Genomic DNA, 14502 nt, shown 5'->3' with positions numbered 1-14502 from the left:
GGGGCGCGACCGCCACCCCCTCAATGGCGTTCTTGGATCCCCCTTTTCAGCCTCTTTTCTTGAAGCTACCCCGCTCCCAAGCACCAGAGAAGAGGCGTCCTGCCCGTCCAAGGCAAAAGATGGCAGACTAGGGTTACTCGCCCAAGCTACCTTGACTGATGCCCATGAGCTCTCGCTACCTGCTGCCCCCTGCCGAGCCCAAATCCCTCGGCACCGCCTATCTCCTCTGGGCGTTGAGCGTCTTCGGCATCTGCGGTGTCCATCGCTTTTACCTGGGCAAAACCGGGACAGGCCTTCTCTGGTTCTTTACCTTTGGCCTGTTGGGAATTGGCCAGTTGATTGACCTGTTTTTGATCCCAGGCATGGTGGAAGATTACAACTTCAAGCTGGCCGTCTTGCAAGGGATCCGCCCCTCTGGGGCTCCCGCCAAGTCTGTCTCGGCCCCGCCTCAGCCTTTGAAGGGTCAGGCTTTGATGCGGGAGATCCTACGGCTGGCGCAGCAGCGACAAGGGATCCTCACCCTCTCGGAGATCGCCATCGAGCTCCCTGCCGACTTTGACGAGATTGAAAAAGCGCTGCGAGAGCTAAGCCGACGGGGCATGGCCTCCCCTGAGAACAACCTCACCACCGGCGCAGTGGAATACCACTTCCCTCACCTGTTGCGCTCCCCTGGCGACCGGCGCTCCCTCTGACAAGGTCCTACTGGGATCCCAGGATCCCCCGCTGTTTGGCCAGTTGCATTGCCCGGCGAAAGGCCAGCAAGCCCAGCCCGAAGTAGAAAATGCCGCTGGCCAGAGCCATGAGCAGCCGCAGGGGATCCAATCCCACCTCCCGCACCATCAGATCCCGCAGCAGGCCAGCCCCTGCCGTCATGGGCAGCATCTGCCCCAGCCACTTTAGGGATCCCGACCACTCTTCCGTGGGGGTAGCTAGGAGAAAGAGCAGGCCAAATTGGCTCAGGATCAGCAGTTGTTGAATGCGCTTCCAGATCAAGGCAGCAGATCCCAGCAAAAACGAGAAGCCATAGGCCCCTAGCACCACGCTCAAAAGGGGCAGCAGCAAGCTGGGGGGAAAGCGCAGCTGGCTGCCGGTGAGCAACAGGATGATCCCCAAAATGACGACAACGAGGGTGAGGCGTAACACCAAACTGGCGCAGGCCCGCGCCAAAAACAGGGTGGCCGCCGAAAAGGGCGAGAGCAACACCTGCTCCAGCGTGCCCGTCTGGGCTTCCACCTGCAAGTTGAGGGCAATATCGTTCACTACAAAAATCACTAGCGTCCAGAGCACATAGCCAATCACCACCGCGTCCAGCCGTTCGCCAAACTGGGAAGCTGGCCCCGCCACATACTGAGCGCCGGCAAAGAGGGCATAGAAGAAAAAGGTGGTGATGAGGATCCCGCCCAGGGCTTCTGCCGGATAGCGAATGTACTGGATCCAGGTGCGCTTTAGCTCCGCCCAAAACAGGTACAGCAGTGGTCTCATCTCCTCTGCAGCAGCTTGAGAAAAATGTGGGTGAGATCTGCTTCCTCTCGCTTAACGCTAAGCAGGGGCAAGGGCTTGAGGATCTCCAGCACCTGATACAACGCCTCCGAGGAGCCGCCAAAGCGCAGCTGATGGCAGCCGAGAATCTCCACCCCTTGCCGGAGCAGGCGCCCCGCCCGGCTGGGATCCAGCTCTTGTTCCAACTCAATCCGATAAGTACTGGCCGCAGCGGCAAACTGGCGGATCAGCTCCTGCGTGGGAGTCTGGAGGAGGATTCTCCCCCCCTCAATCACGGCCACTTGGTCTGAGAGGGCCTCGGCCATCTCCAGTTGGTGGGTAGTGAGGAGAATGGCCCGACCTGCAGCGGCAATTTGGCGGATCAAGGATTTCACTGCTTGGGCGGCTTCCACATCCAGCCCCAGGGTGGGCTCATCCAAAAGGAGCAGAGCCGGCTGGTGCAAGAGGGCAACAGCAATGGCCACCTTCTGCTGCATACCCCGCGAAAGGGTCTGCACAGCAACATCCCGTTTTTCTAGCAGGCCAAAGGTCTCCAGTAGCTCCAGCCCCCGCTGGCGAGCCGTTCTGGGGGATAGCCCCCGCAGCACGCCAAAGTACTCCAAGTTTTGCAAGGGGGTCAGCCGCCAGTAGAGGTTGCGGTTGCCTTCCAGCACCGCCCCCACCTGGGCCAGCGCACCCGCATCGGCGTGGGGATCCCGTCCCAGGATGCGCACCGTGCCAGCATCCGGCCGGATCAGCCCAGCAATCATTTTGATGGTGGTGGTCTTGCCGGCTCCATTGGGCCCCAAGAAAGCCAGGATCTCCCCTGCCGCCAGCGTCAGAGAGACATCCACCACCGCCCGCACCTGCTTGCCCCCCTGCCGGTAGGTTTTCTGGAGGTGATGCACTGCGAGAACTTTCATGAGGCAAGCTTTGGCATCCCAGCCTCCGGCTCCGTTAAGGCCAGGCTCATCTTATCTAGCCACTGCAAAAGGTTTTCCAGTTGCTGGGCCGGCGCCAGCATCCCCAGCCCCCGTACTGTGACCTTGCCCGGCTGGTAGACAAAGCGGGACTGCAAGTGGGCTGGTAGGGCTTCCTTGAGGCGGTTCCAGGCCGGCTCCTCCATGGGAGTTTCCAAAAGAACATGCTCCTTGGCTGGCCTGATGCGGGAAAAGCCCAGCGTGCGGGCCAAAATCTTTAGCTCCATCACCCGCAGCAGTTCCTGGGTAGGCTTGGGCAGCGGGCCAAAGCGGTCTTGCCATTCCTGGGCTATCTGAGAAAGCTCCAGGCGCGATCCAGCAGCCGCCAACTGGCGATAAGCCTGCATTTTTTGTTCCTCGTCAGGGATATAGCTCTGGGGAATCATGGCCGTAACGTTGAGGTCGATCTGGGTGTCCTCCACCTGCGGGATCTTCTGGCCGCGAATTTCTCGAATGGCCTCTTGCAGCATTTCTAGGTAGAGATCAAGGCCCACTGCATTGACTTGCCCCGATTGCTCCGTTCCCAGCAAGTTGCCAATCCCGCGAATTTCCATATCCCGCAGAGCCAACTGGTAGCCAGATCCCAGTTGGGTAAATTCTTGAATGGCCTGCAGGCGTTTGCGGGCCTCCTCGGTGAGGATCCCATCTTCTCGGTAGAATAGCCAGGCATGGGCTTGGATCCCAGCCCGGCCCACCCGACCTCGCAGTTGGTAAAGCTGAGCCAGCCCAAACTCCTGGGCATTTTCAATCAAAATGGTGTTGACGCGGGGAATATCCAAACCAGACTCAATAATGGTAGTGCAGACCAGGATATCGATTTCCCCATTGTTAAAAGCCAGCATCGTCGCTTCCAGCTCCCCTTCCGGCATCTGCCCATGGGCAATGGCAATGCGGGCGCCGGGTACCCATTCCCGCAGTTTGGCACTGGTTTCTTCGATCCCTTCAATGCGGTTGACGACATAAAAGACTTGCCCGCCGCGATCCAACTCCTGGCGGATAGCCGTGCGAATGACCTCAGGGTTGTAGGGGGAGAGGTGAGTTTTAATCGGGCGCCGCGAGGGCGGGGGAGTTTGGATCAAGCTCATTTCCCTCAACCCTGACAAGGCCATATACAGCGTGCGGGGAATAGGAGTAGCCGTAAGGGTGAGCACATCTACCTGGGTTTTGAGGAGTTTAATTTTCTCTTTTTGGTTGACACCAAAGCGATGTTCTTCATCAATGACTAGAAGGCCTAAATCCCGAAACTGCACATCCTTGCCCAAAAGTTGGTGGGTGCCCACAATGACATCCAGTTCGCCACTTTTGAGGCGGGCCAGGATCTCTTTTTTCTCTTCAGGAGTGCGGAAGCGGTTGAGTAAGCCCACTTGAATGGGATAGGGGGCAAAGCGCTCTTTGAGAGTGTGGTAGTGCTGCTGGGTGAGAATGGTGGTTGGCGCCAGAAGAGCTACCTGCTTGCCAGCGGTTACGGCTTTGAAAATGGCGCGGATGGCCACTTCCGTTTTGCCAAAACCCACATCCCCACACAGCAGCCGATCCATGGGGCGAGGGGACTCCATATCCCGCTTGATCTCCTGGACGGCGCGAATTTGATCCGGCGTCAACGGATGGGGAAAAGACTCCTCAAACTCCTGTTGCCACGGAGAATCGGGCGGGAAGGCATAGCCCTCCTGTTCGGCTCGTTTGGCGTAGAGCTGCAGCAGATCAAAGGCCACTTTTCGCAGGCTCTTTTTCACCTTCTGCTTGGTCTTTTCCCAACTGCTGCCGGACATTTTGTGCAGAGCAGGCGGTCCATCGCCGCTAGCCCGGTAGCGGGAGAGGGAGTTGACCTGGTCGGCAGCTACCCGCAACAAGCCATCGCTGTATTGAATGACCAGATATTCCCGGGTTTCGCCGCCGATGGTGAGGCTTTCCAAGCGCAGGAACTGGCCAATGCCATGGGCTCGGTGAACAACAAAATCCCCCGGCTTGAGCAGGTTGGGATCCACCTGGCGGGAGCTGGCCTGGCGGCGCTTGCGCACATAGGTGGGGGTGGCCAGGCTGTGCTGGCCGAAAAACTCGCGGTCGGTCAGCACCACCCACCCCAGCGTGGGCAGGAGAAACCCCTCCAGATCCGCTAGGCCGGAGTACTTCAGGGCCACCGGCGTGTAGGACTGGAGCTGGCGCTCGATAGTCGGAAAATCTCTGGGGTTGGGCACGTACTGGGCCGGGCAGTCGTGTTCCTGCAGCAGAGCCACGGTGCGGGAGGGCTGGGCGGAGAGGATCCACACCTGCAAGTGTTGCTTGCGGTACTCGCGCAGGGTTTTGGCCAGGGATCCAAACTGGTGGGGAGTGGCAGGGACAGGCCGGCTTTTGAGGTCGAGGACAGCTTCCCCCTCACCAGCAGGGGCAAAGGCACGGGCCAACAGGCGGGGGAAGGGATCCCACTCAGCGGCCTCAAGATCGAAGGGGCGGTGGAAGGGCACTAGAGCCGGCTCGGCAGCCTGGGCCAGCTGCCACTGCTCCTCGGCGTGGGCTAGCCACTGCCGGCTGTGGGCCTGGCACTGCTCCGGCTCGTCGATCAGGATCAAGGTATTAGGATCCAAGTAGCTCAGCAGGTTGGCCGGTGGATCGTAGAGCAGGCCGAGAAAACGGCGCAGGCCTTCTGGGGGAGGCGATCCCTGCAGCCAATGCTGCTGCAGGGCGGGGGAGAGCCGCTCCATCTTTTCCTGCAGCCCTGGCCAAAGCATGGGCCCATAGCCGGTGGGAGTCAGCCAGACAGAGGGAATTGAATCCTGGGAGCGCTGGCTTACCGGGTCGAACTCCCGCAGCCGTTCCAGCTCATTGCCAAACCACTCCAGGCGCACTGGCCACTCGCAGGCCACCGGGAAAATGTCGAGAATATCGCCCCTTTGGCTCCACTGCCCCTCGCTTTCCACCAGGCTTACCCGCTGGTAGCCCAGCCGGGCCAACTGCTGCCCCAACTGCTGCGGCGACAGCTCCAGGCCAGGTTCCAGCTTGAGGCAAAAGCCCTGAAACACCTCTGGAGGGGGAAGGTGAGGTTGCAGGGCCCGCTCCGTCGCCACGATGGCCATGCCCTTTCTGCCCTGGAGACAGTCGGCCAGCACCTGGAACTGGCCCCACACCAGTTCCGGCTCCAGGTCAAACGGCTCATAGGGGGAAGCCTCAGAAGTGGGATAAAGGTACACGCTCTCCCAGCCCATGCCCTCCAGTTGCGCCGTCCAGCGGCCTGCTTCTTCCAAAGTGGCAGTCACCACCAGCAGGGATCTCCCCTCCTGCTGGGCCAAAGCTGAGGCCATCAACCCCTTGGCAATCCGCCCTGCCCCCTGAATGGCTGCCTGTCGCCGCGATCTCAAGCGGGCGGCCAACTCTTGTACCAAGCCGGATTGGGCGAGAAAGTGCACCAGCGGGACAAACGACATCTTCTACCCCCCACTGCCAACTGGGATCTCTAACAAGCCGGGATCCCAATTCTGGCAGGCCCTGAGGAGAATTTGCATGGCGTTATCCCCGCCCCTCAACGGGCCATTTCGGGATTGCGGATCCCCAGGCTGCCAAGTTCGCAACCCTCTTTATTCTGTAGTCCGCTTTACACGAAGAAAACCCCTTCTTCCAAGATCCTAAAGTTAACCTTTAGAGTCGAGCAGCCCATCGCTGATCCTGGTCAAGATGCAGTCCTAGGAGGAACAAGAAAGATAGCCTTCCCCACCTTATCCAAATGGCTACGGGTGTCTGCAGCGAACATACCTGGAGGTGGGCCTGCACAAACTGCAGCAGAGAGGGTTGGGAAAAGTTGAGTTTATCCATCCAAACTGGGTGCCAATCATGTTTCTAGACACCGTCGCACTTTCTCGACTACAGTTTGCCCTCACGGCCATTTTCCATATGCTATGGCCGGTTTTAACAACAGGAATGGCTATTTATCTTGTTGTTATAGAGGGCCTTTGGCTAAAAACCCGCAATCTAGATTACTATCGCCACGCTCGTTTCTGGTCAAAGATCTATGTATTGAACTTTGGCCTTGGCGTGGCCTCAGGGTTGCCGATGGCCTTTCAATTTGGCATGAACTGGGCCCCTTTTTCTGAGGCAGTGGGCGACTTTTTTGGAACCATCCTTGGGTTTGAGGGCACGATGGCCTTTATGCTGGAGGCCAGCTTTTTGGGGATCATGCTCTTTGGCTGGGAGCGGGTGCCGCCGGTGATTCACTGGATCTCGACCATCCTGGTGGCCTTCGGCGCCAACCTCTCTACCTTTTGGATCCTGACGGCTAACTCTTGGCTACAGACGCCGGCAGGGGGAGTATTTGTCAATGGAAAGTTTGTGGTGCACGACTACCTGCAAGCCATTGTCAATCCCTTCATGGTCAATAGCTTTCTGCACATGTTTTTTGCCACTTTGGAGACCTCTTTGTTTGTAATTGGTGGCATCAGTGCCTGGTACATTCTCAAGCGGCGGCACAGCGAGTTTTTTTCCCGTTCCCTCAAAGTGGTCTTGGCAATGGCTCTGGTGGTAGCCCCCTTGCAGGTGTTTATCGGCCACTTGAGCGCAGAGCAAGTGTATCGCTATCAGCCGGCCAAGCTGGCGGCCATGGAGGCCCAGTGGGAGACGATCCCTGCCGGCGAACGAGCCGATTGGAGCCTGCTAGCCCTGCCCAACGACCGAGAAGAGCGCAACGAGTGGGAGGTGAAGATCCCCGGTGCGCTGGGCTATCTGCTGGAATTTAAGCCCAGGCTGGATCGACCGGTGCAGGGCCTGAAAGCTTGGGATCCCCAAAATCGTCCTCACATGATTGGCCTCATCTACTACTCCTTTAGGACAATGGTGGCCATTGGCCTGTTTCTGGCCGGGCTTGTGGGGGTTACCTTGATCCAGTGGTTGAGGGGCAAGCTGTCGGCGGAGGCCCTCTCCCAGCAGAAGTGGCTGATGTGGGCCTGGGTCTTTGCTGGCCCCCTAGGATACATTGCCGTCGAGGCTGGCTGGATTGTCCGCTGTGTTGGCCGGCAGCCCTGGATTGTGTATGGACAACTGCGCACCGCGGAATCCGTTTCGCCGCTGCCGCCGGGAGAGGTGCTGTTTTCTTTGGTCGGCCTGACTGCTTTGTATACAGTGCTTTTCGTGGCTGCCCTTTACTTTGGCAGCCGCATCCTCCGCAGAGGGCCTAACCTGGAGCTGCCTGCCCCCGTTCCGGCAACCCAGCCGGTGATCGTGATCGAGCCTGCCCGCCACGAGCCGGATCGCCGTCCTGCAGAAGCTCGCTAGCGCCGGTGCGGCTCCAACAGGACCCAGGCGACACTGCCGGCTCTTTATCCAACAGCAGCCAAGCCACTTGTCGATTTCCAGCTCCCCTCTCCCAGAAGGAGAGGAGCTGGGGGTGAGGGGGATCATGTCTCGAACTGGTCGGAAATACCCAAAGCGGAGAGAACGACGATGGAATCTTTCGAGCCTTTACAGCAGTTTTTACCGCAAGTCTGGTTTTTTATCCTCGGTCTCTTTCTCTTCCTTTATGTTCTGCTAGATGGATTTGACTTGGGGGTTGGCATTCTTTCCCTGACAGCCTCCAGCGAAACGCGCCGCAGCATTCTCATGACCAGTCTGGGCAATGTCTGGGATGCCAACGAGACCTGGCTGGTGTTGATGGGGGGATCCCTATTTGGAGCCTTTCCCCTTGCCTACGCCACCATTCTCAACGCCCTCTACATTCCGCTGGTGATCATGGTGGTGGGCCTGATCTTGCGGGCTGTCTCTTTCGAGTTTCGGGAGAACGCCGACAACAAGCTGGTGTGGAACCTCGCCTTTGGGGTGGGCAGCTTTTTGGCGGCCTTGGGCCAGGGGTTTGCCTTGGGCAGCGTCTTCGAAGGGATCCGCGTCGACGAAGCCGGCCACTTTGCCGGCAGCCCTTGGGATTGGCTAACCTGGCGCACGGTGTTGGTGGCTCTTACGCTTATCCAGGGCTACGTGTTAATCGGCTCGGCCTACCTAATCGTTAAGACCACCGGCGAGCTGCAGAAAACCTACTACAAGACAGCAACCATCGCCACCTGGACAACGTTGCTGGGGGCAGTGTTTATCACCATCAGCACCCCCATCATGTCGGAGCAGGCGCGCGCTCAGCTTTTCTCGCCTCCTCTTTTCTATATCTTTGCTGCCATCCCCGTTTTGGGACTTTTGTTGGTGGCTCTGTTGCTGCGCAGCCTGCGGCGGCGAGAAGAAAATAGCGTTTTGGTTTACACTTTTTTAATCTTTGCCCTTTCTTTTATCGGCCTGGGGTTTATGGTTTTCCCCAACATTATTCCTCCCAGCGTCACCATCTACGAAGCAGCCGCTTCTCCCAGTTCACTGGTGTTTATGCTCACCTTTATTGGCTTTTTGATCCCGGTTATTTTGTCCTACAACATCTACAACTATGTGGTGTTCCGGGGCAAGATCGTGGTGCAGGAAGCAACGCCAGAAGAGGCCAAAGTTTCGGAGGCAGCTTAAACCCAGAAAACAAGACCCCGCCGAGCGTTTTGCCAGGCGGGGTACATTTGCAAGCAAAACAGGGTTAACCTTGAGGGGGCCATCGGATGGGCGGCACGGCCACTCCTTAGGAGGCCCTGCTCTCCTTAGGTTTTAGGCTAGGAAGAGCAATTCCTCTAGCAGATTTGGCCTTTTCACTCCCGCTTCAGCCACTGCCGGATCTGCTCGGCAGCCACATCGCGACCTCCCAAGCCAAAAGCCAAGGCCACCGCGACGGCAATCGCGCCCAGCACCAGGCCAAAAGCCAGCACCACAATGTCGGTGGCTACACCCATCTGCTGTAAGGCCATGGCGCCGACGAAAACCAAAATGGCCACCCGCGCCGCCTGCGCCAGCACGCCCGCAGAGGGGTTGCCCAAGCTCTTGATCATGGAATGGGCCAAATTGGCCAGGTAAAGGCCAATCCCGAACACCAAGGCGCCGATGAGCACCCGCCCGGAAATCAGCAACAGCCCCTCCACGATGTCGGTCAAAGCGGCAAACTGCAGCAGCTCCACCGCCGGCACTGCCCCGAACAAGACCACGCCCACCCAGACCACCAGTCCAGCAATCTCAGAGGGGGTGCGCCGCTTCACCAACTCCCCTTCAGCAGCAGGTGCTTCAGGAGCAGGGGCCAAGGGCAAGCCCAGGCCAGCAGACAGACGGTCAAAGCCCACCGCCTGCAGCAACTGGGTCACCAAACCGGCCAAGAACTGCCCCAGCCAATAAAAGACGGCCAGAATCAGAGCCGATCCTGCAATTCGGGGAATGGCCCGCAACACCTGCTCCAGCATCGCCACCGCCGGATCCGAGATGGCCCGGATTTCCAGAGCATTGAGAGCCGCAATCACCGCCGGGATCAACACTAAGATGTAGGCTACCGTGCCCACCGTCTGGGCCAACTGGGGAATGCCAAAGCGGGCCCCCAAGCGGTTGGCTCCTGCTGCCGCTAGCAAATTGGAAACGATCCCACGCACAATGCGGGCCAAAAACCAGCCCACCCCACCGATGATGAGCGCTCCCAAAATGCGCGGCACCATCGACAGGATTTGATCCAGCAGGTTCTGCACCGGCTGCAGCGGCCCCCGCAGGTTCAGCGTATCCAGAATGAGCGGCAAAAAGAACAGCAGAACCAACCAGTAGAGGGCGTCACCCAGAGCTTCATTCAAGAGAAAAGGAGCGACCTCAGCCCCCCCCTCTGACTTTGCAGCTGTTCCTTCTGTACCCACCTCACCGGCAGCACTCTCTTGGTGAAGAGGCTGAACCAGCCGCTCGTCCAAGTTAAAGCGCCGCAGCCCCCGAATGACCGCTAGGCGGGCAACCGTGGCCACCGCCCAGCCCACCACCAGCAGCACCAGGGCTCCACCCAGCCGCGGCAGATAGACGAAAATTTCTCCCAAAAACCTGTTGAGTGGGTCGGAGACGGCCTGAAGCTGTAGGGCATTCAGCACCGCCACCAACACAAAAGCCAGGATGATCCAGTAAACAGCAGCGGCCACCCAGCGCTCCGTTTGCGGCAGCTTCTCGCCAGGCTTTTGCCCCAAAACCCAAGCAGCTAGGCGGTTATCGAGCTGCGTCCGCCTGAGCAGCCCCCGAACGCCGAAGGCCACCGCCGTGGCCACGAGCCAACCCAGAACTAGGATGGCAATCGCCGCCAGCAGATTGGGCATAAAAGCAGTAACTCTACCCCAAAGATTGACAACAAAGGAGACGGCCTCATCTTGAAGAGTGTTTATAGAGGTGTCCATGATTACCCTCACAACCTGAAATGATCAGGATGTTCAAATGATAAGAGTAGGCTAGCCTGAAGCGCTTCTTCAGGCAAGCTGGGCTGACCTAGGAGAGAGCCTCAAAAAACAAAAACGCCACGTCTTGAAACGAAACTTTACGTCCACTCATATCAGGAGCTGATGGTTGACCAAAACTGCAGGGGTGCTGGCAAAGAAAAAAGGTGTCCAGGGAAAACTTCTGCAGCTTCTTAGAACTGTTGGTTCCTCCTAAATTGGTTTCTTCCAATACACCAGCCCATCTTCTCCGTTGTTGTAATAGCCCTTGCGACGTCCCAACAGTTGAAACCCTGCCGATTCATAGAGGCGGATGGCAGCGTGGTTAGAAGCCCTCACTTCCAACGTGGCCCAACAGCAGCCTGCTGCCCTGGCTTGGGTTAGCAGCTCCTCCAGGATCCTTCGACCCAAACCACGCCGCCGATGGTCAGGATCCACTGCCAACGAGATGATGTGGGCTTCTTCCTCAATGCGCCAGAGGATGCCAAAGCCTACTAACGTTGGGGTAGGCGACGTCTTCTCGCCCCTGTCTCCAGGTTCCACCACAGCTCCAATGACAGTGCTGGTGGGCCGTTCCAGCTCCGCGCGGTAGCCCTGCTCCCCCCAGTATCCCCCGTAGCAGCGCCGATCCAGTTCCAGCAATTGGGGCAGGGCAGTGATGTCCAGCACCTGCAGCCGATAACTTGTGCTACCCATGGTGGTCTAGTCCCGCAATTTGCAAAACTCCGATAGCAACAACTGCCCAAAGGGATCGTCATCCGGGCCGGCATAGGGCAGGGCTCGGCGCCTAAGGCTCAAGATCTGGTCCCCCGATTGCGAATGGAGCTTGAGCTCGTAGTCGAGCCCTTCTGCCTCCTGGAGGTAACCTTGGGCGGCTTTCAGGATCCCTGCTCGCAGTTGGGCTTTGGCAGCAGGGGCCATGAGGTAGCGAACAAACCAGCGGGCACTGCCGGGATCCACCTCGGCGAGGTATTGGAGAGCGGGGCTCAACACTGCAGAGTGCTCTTGGGGGGATTGGATAGCTGGAGAAAAGGTGGGATCTGAGGCTTGGCTCATGGCTGGGGATACCAGAGGGCTTCGAGGGTACGGACAAGGGCCGCCGCTTCCGCAGGAGAGGGAGGATGGGGTAGGCAGACCGTGACATGGCCCAGTTTTCGTCCTGGGCGGGCAGGGGTTTTGTGGTACCAGTGCACTGTGGCATTGGGGATCTCTGCCAGGCGCTGCCGCTTTTGGGCATAGTCACTGCTGGAGTGCTCATAGCCCAGGAGGTTCACCATCACTGCCCCCCCACACTTGAGGGAGGGATCCCCCAACGGCAAACCGGTGATGGCCCGCAGGTGCTGCTCAAATTGGGAGGTGTGGCAGGCTTCCAGGGTGTAGTGGCCAGAGTTGTGAACCCGCGGCGAGATCTCGTTGATCCAGATCCCAGCCTTGGGGTGGGGCGGCGGCACCCAGAACAACTCGATGCCAAACACTCCCACTGCCTCCAGCTTTTCCATCACCCTGACCGCCAGGTCGCGAATCTCGGCCTCGACAGTTGCGGGAATGCGGGCAGGCACCAGAACATGGCGGCAGACCTGCTCGATCTGCACAGTTTCCACCACCGGGTAGATCTGGATCTCGCCGGCTAGCCCCCGCGCCACCATCACCGCCAGCTCCCGCTCAAAGGGGATCCACTCTTCGACAAGCAGCGGGATCCCGGCATACTCGGCCAGGGCCTCTTGCAAGGTTGCTCGGTCGGGCAGGATGCGGGTGCCCTGGCCATCGTAGCCCTGCCGCCGCCGCTTGAGCACCAAGGGGAAGCTTAGGCTAGAGAGATCCGCCATCTCCACAGGCCAAAAAGCCGGCACCGGCAACCCCAACTCCGCCAGAAACTGCCGCTGGCGCAACTTGTCTAGCAACGGCTCCAGGGTGCTCAGGCGGGGGCGAAAGCGGGATCCCTCTGGATCCAGCTTTTGCAGCTCTGCCAAAGGGATGAACTCGTTTTCAAAGGTTACCACCGAGCAGCATTCCAGTAACTGGGCTGTGGCCTGGGTGTCGGTTACAGAGCCCCAAACTACCCCGTCGGCCACCGCCACCGCCGGCTCGGTGGGAGCAGCGGCCTGCACAACCAGGGGGATCCCCAGCCGACGAGCCGCTAGAGCCAACATCTGCGCCAACTGTCCGCCGCCGATTACCCCTACCGGCTGCATCTGAGTTTGGGACTTCACGGCCGCACCGCCCCACGAGTTACACTGAGAGGTAAAGCACCGTCTAGTCTACTGTCTCTCGGGTTTAGAACCCTACTGGCGGGATCCCGCTAGGAGAAAAACGGTGGAGCCCTCTAAGCTAAAAGAGCTCATCGACCGAGCGCTGGCGGATAAGGTCCTCACCCGCGCCGAGCAAGAAGCAATCCTCAAGGCAGTTACCGCCGATTCCTACGTCTCACCGGAAGAACACGAACTGCTGGACCAGATTGTGGAGCGCCTCAATAGCGGTGAGATTCGCGTCGTAGAGTAAAAACCCGCAGCTCCAAAGGGTTGGGATAGACTGGAGATCCCTTGGCCACCTCTAGCAGTATCCGCTGAGATTCTGCCGCCACCATGAGTTCTCGCTCCTCGGACTGGTTTACGCGGGCACGGCATCTCTTCTACGGCACCGCCACTGCCCTGGTGGAAATTCTGGAGGATCCCCAAAAGCGCGCGGAAAGTTTCAGTCGCCTTTCTGTCGACTGGGCGGCGCTGGCTACAGAACTGGAGCAAAAAGGGGAGCAGATTGAACAAGAGGCTGTTCGCTACCTGGAAAGCCTCCGCCGTCAAGCTAGCAAGGCCTCCGATCCAACCGTAGATAGCCAAGCACCGGCCAGCCCGCCTGCTAGGAGCAGCTCCCCAACCCCGGCTCCTGCTGCCCCCATCTCCCAAGAAGAGATGGCCGACCTGATGGAGCTGATCCACCAGATTGAGTCCTTGCGCCTGGAGTTAGAGCGGCTGCGCACAGAACCTTGCTCTGATGCTGGTCCTTCTGCCTGATCCCAACTCCTGTGCGGTTTGACGTTGTTACCCTTTTCCCGGAATTTTTTGAGTCGCCGCTGCGCATTGGCTTGGTGGGCAAAGCCCTGAAGCAGGGGATCGCCGAGGTTCATCTCACCAACCCGCGCGACTTTGCCACCGATAAGCACCGCCGGGTCGACGATGAGCCCTATGGGGGTGGGGTAGGCATGGTGCTCAAGCCAGAGCCCTTTTTTGCCGCTGTCGCCTCCCTACCTCGCTTGGAGCCCTACGAGATTATCTTGCTCACGCCCCAGGGGCAACCCCTAGACCAGGCCCTGCTGCGGGAGCTGGCCCAAAAGGCCCAGCTCATCCTGCTCTGCGGGCAGTACGAGGGCTTTGACGAGCGGATCCGCCAATATCTAGCTACCCGCGAGGTGTCGCTGGGGGATTTTGTGCTGACAGGAGGAGAGATCCCGGCGCTGGCCTTGATCAACGGCGTGCTGCGCCTCTTGCCGGGTACTGTGGGTAAGGTAGACTCTCTGAAGAAGGAGAGCTTTGAGGAAGGGCTGCTCGACTACCCCCAATATACCCGCCCAGCTGAGTTTCTGGGGTACAAGGTGCCCCAGGTGCTCCTTTCAGGGAACCACGAGGCCATTGCCCGCTGGCGCCTACAGCAGCAGTTGGTGCGCACCTGGCAACGGCGGCCAGATCTGTTGGCCAAACGTCCCCTCACCCCCCAAGAACAACAGTTGTTGGCCGAAGGCCTAGCCAAGCAGCACACTGAGGTGGAGGAATAAG

At 59.0% G+C, this 14502-nt stretch carries 13 protein-coding genes; 6 read left to right on the top strand and 7 right to left on the bottom strand.

Translation table 11 applies throughout. The features are described 5' to 3' along the window. Positions 1-164 precede the first annotated feature (164 nt). Positions 165-692, top strand: coding sequence for a TM2 domain-containing protein (locus NW822_RS06420; protein WP_414403896.1), 528 nt, complete (start codon positions 165-167; stop codon positions 690-692). 7 nt (positions 693-699) lie between these two features. Here the strand turns inward: NW822_RS06420 and NW822_RS06415 are convergent, their stop codons facing one another. The 3 genes from NW822_RS06415 to mfd are packed head-to-tail and all read right to left on the bottom strand — an operon-like array spanning position 700 to position 5878. Continuing rightward, positions 700-1482, bottom strand: coding sequence for an ABC transporter permease (locus NW822_RS06415; protein WP_414360236.1), 783 nt, complete (start codon positions 1480-1482; stop codon positions 700-702). Continuing rightward, a complete protein-coding gene (locus NW822_RS06410; protein ID WP_414403895.1) occupies positions 1479-2402 on the bottom strand; it encodes an ABC transporter ATP-binding protein in 924 nt (307 codons plus the stop codon). Before NW822_RS06410 ends, NW822_RS06415 begins: the two co-directional genes overlap by 4 nt. Continuing rightward, positions 2399-5878 (bottom strand): transcription-repair coupling factor, encoded by a 3480-nt coding sequence (gene mfd, locus NW822_RS06405; RefSeq protein WP_414403894.1) that lies wholly within the window; start codon positions 5876-5878, stop codon positions 2399-2401. The genes NW822_RS06410 and mfd overlap by 4 nt, the downstream gene beginning before the upstream one ends. A 403-nt stretch (positions 5879-6281) precedes the next feature. Between mfd and NW822_RS06400 the strand changes: the two genes are divergently transcribed. Both NW822_RS06400 and cydB read left to right on the top strand, forming a co-directional pair. Further along, positions 6282-7715: a cytochrome ubiquinol oxidase subunit I gene (locus NW822_RS06400; RefSeq protein ID WP_414403893.1), complete on the top strand. Its 1434-nt coding sequence runs from the start codon at positions 6282-6284 to the stop codon at positions 7713-7715. A gap of 168 nt (positions 7716-7883) precedes the next feature. Then, on the top strand, positions 7884-8933 hold the full coding sequence (gene cydB / locus NW822_RS06395; protein ID WP_414365090.1) for a cytochrome d ubiquinol oxidase subunit II: 1050 nt from the start codon (positions 7884-7886) through the stop codon (positions 8931-8933). Between the two features lie 173 nt (positions 8934-9106). Here cydB and NW822_RS06390 read toward each other — a convergent pair whose 3' ends face one another. From NW822_RS06390 to NW822_RS06375, 4 genes are all read right to left on the bottom strand, one after another. Continuing rightward, positions 9107-10699, bottom strand: a complete 1593-nt coding sequence (locus tag NW822_RS06390; RefSeq protein WP_414403892.1) for a mechanosensitive ion channel — start codon at positions 10697-10699, stop codon at positions 9107-9109. A gap of 249 nt (positions 10700-10948) precedes the next feature. After that, a complete protein-coding gene (gene rimI / locus NW822_RS06385; RefSeq protein ID WP_414360221.1) occupies positions 10949-11431 on the bottom strand; it encodes a ribosomal protein S18-alanine N-acetyltransferase in 483 nt (160 codons plus the stop codon). 6 nt (positions 11432-11437) lie between these two features. Continuing rightward, positions 11438-11791: a hypothetical protein gene (locus NW822_RS06380; protein ID WP_414403891.1), complete on the bottom strand. Its 354-nt coding sequence runs from the start codon at positions 11789-11791 to the stop codon at positions 11438-11440. Then, entirely contained in the window at positions 11788-12927 is a 1140-nt protein-coding gene (locus tag NW822_RS06375; RefSeq protein WP_414403990.1) for a 5-(carboxyamino)imidazole ribonucleotide synthase, read from the bottom strand. Before NW822_RS06375 ends, NW822_RS06380 begins: the two co-directional genes overlap by 4 nt. A gap of 121 nt (positions 12928-13048) precedes the next feature. On the opposite strand from NW822_RS06375, the gene NW822_RS06370 reads away from it, so the two are divergent. The 3 genes from NW822_RS06370 to trmD all read left to right on the top strand — a co-directional run bounded on the left by NW822_RS06370 (position 13049) and on the right by trmD (position 14501). Next, positions 13049-13234, top strand: coding sequence for a hypothetical protein (locus NW822_RS06370; RefSeq protein ID WP_414360215.1), 186 nt, complete (start codon positions 13049-13051; stop codon positions 13232-13234). A gap of 83 nt (positions 13235-13317) precedes the next feature. Then, positions 13318-13743: a hypothetical protein gene (locus tag NW822_RS06365; protein WP_414403890.1), complete on the top strand. Its 426-nt coding sequence runs from the start codon at positions 13318-13320 to the stop codon at positions 13741-13743. Positions 13744-13754: 11 nt separating this feature from the next. Continuing rightward, the gene (gene trmD, locus NW822_RS06360; protein ID WP_414403889.1) at positions 13755-14501 is read left to right on the top strand and encodes a tRNA (guanosine(37)-N1)-methyltransferase TrmD; all 747 of its coding nucleotides are present in this window, start codon (positions 13755-13757) and stop codon (positions 14499-14501) included. The last annotated feature ends 1 nt before the right edge of the window (position 14502 follow it).

The sequence above is a fragment of the Synechococcus sp. H70.2 genome (assembly GCF_047462275.1).
Taxonomy (GTDB): domain Bacteria; phylum Cyanobacteriota; class Cyanobacteriia; order Thermostichales; family Thermostichaceae; genus Thermostichus.
Note: the sequence above shows the minus strand (reverse complement) of the source record. Positions and strands in the feature narration are given on the sequence as shown.

Excerpts from the sequence above, each read along its gene's own strand:
- NW822_RS06420 (WP_414403896.1), top strand. The coding sequence starts at position 165 with ATGAGCTCTCGCTACCTGCTGCCCCCTGCCGAGCCCAAATCCCTCGGC.
- NW822_RS06415 (WP_414360236.1), bottom strand. The coding sequence starts at position 1,482 with ATGAGACCACTGCTGTACCTGTTTTGGGCGGAGCTAAAGCGCACCTGG.
- NW822_RS06410 (WP_414403895.1), bottom strand. The coding sequence starts at position 2,402 with ATGAAAGTTCTCGCAGTGCATCACCTCCAGAAAACCTACCGGCAGGGG.
- mfd (WP_414403894.1), bottom strand. The coding sequence starts at position 5,878 with ATGTCGTTTGTCCCGCTGGTGCACTTTCTCGCCCAATCCGGCTTGGTA.
- NW822_RS06400 (WP_414403893.1), top strand. The coding sequence starts at position 6,282 with ATGTTTCTAGACACCGTCGCACTTTCTCGACTACAGTTTGCCCTCACG.
- cydB (WP_414365090.1), top strand. The coding sequence starts at position 7,884 with ATGGAATCTTTCGAGCCTTTACAGCAGTTTTTACCGCAAGTCTGGTTT.
- NW822_RS06390 (WP_414403892.1), bottom strand. The coding sequence starts at position 10,699 with ATGGACACCTCTATAAACACTCTTCAAGATGAGGCCGTCTCCTTTGTT.
- rimI (WP_414360221.1), bottom strand. The coding sequence starts at position 11,431 with ATGGGTAGCACAAGTTATCGGCTGCAGGTGCTGGACATCACTGCCCTG.
- NW822_RS06380 (WP_414403891.1), bottom strand. The coding sequence starts at position 11,791 with ATGAGCCAAGCCTCAGATCCCACCTTTTCTCCAGCTATCCAATCCCCC.
- NW822_RS06375 (WP_414403990.1), bottom strand. The coding sequence starts at position 12,927 with ATGCAGCCGGTAGGGGTAATCGGCGGCGGACAGTTGGCGCAGATGTTG.
- NW822_RS06365 (WP_414403890.1), top strand. The coding sequence starts at position 13,318 with ATGAGTTCTCGCTCCTCGGACTGGTTTACGCGGGCACGGCATCTCTTC.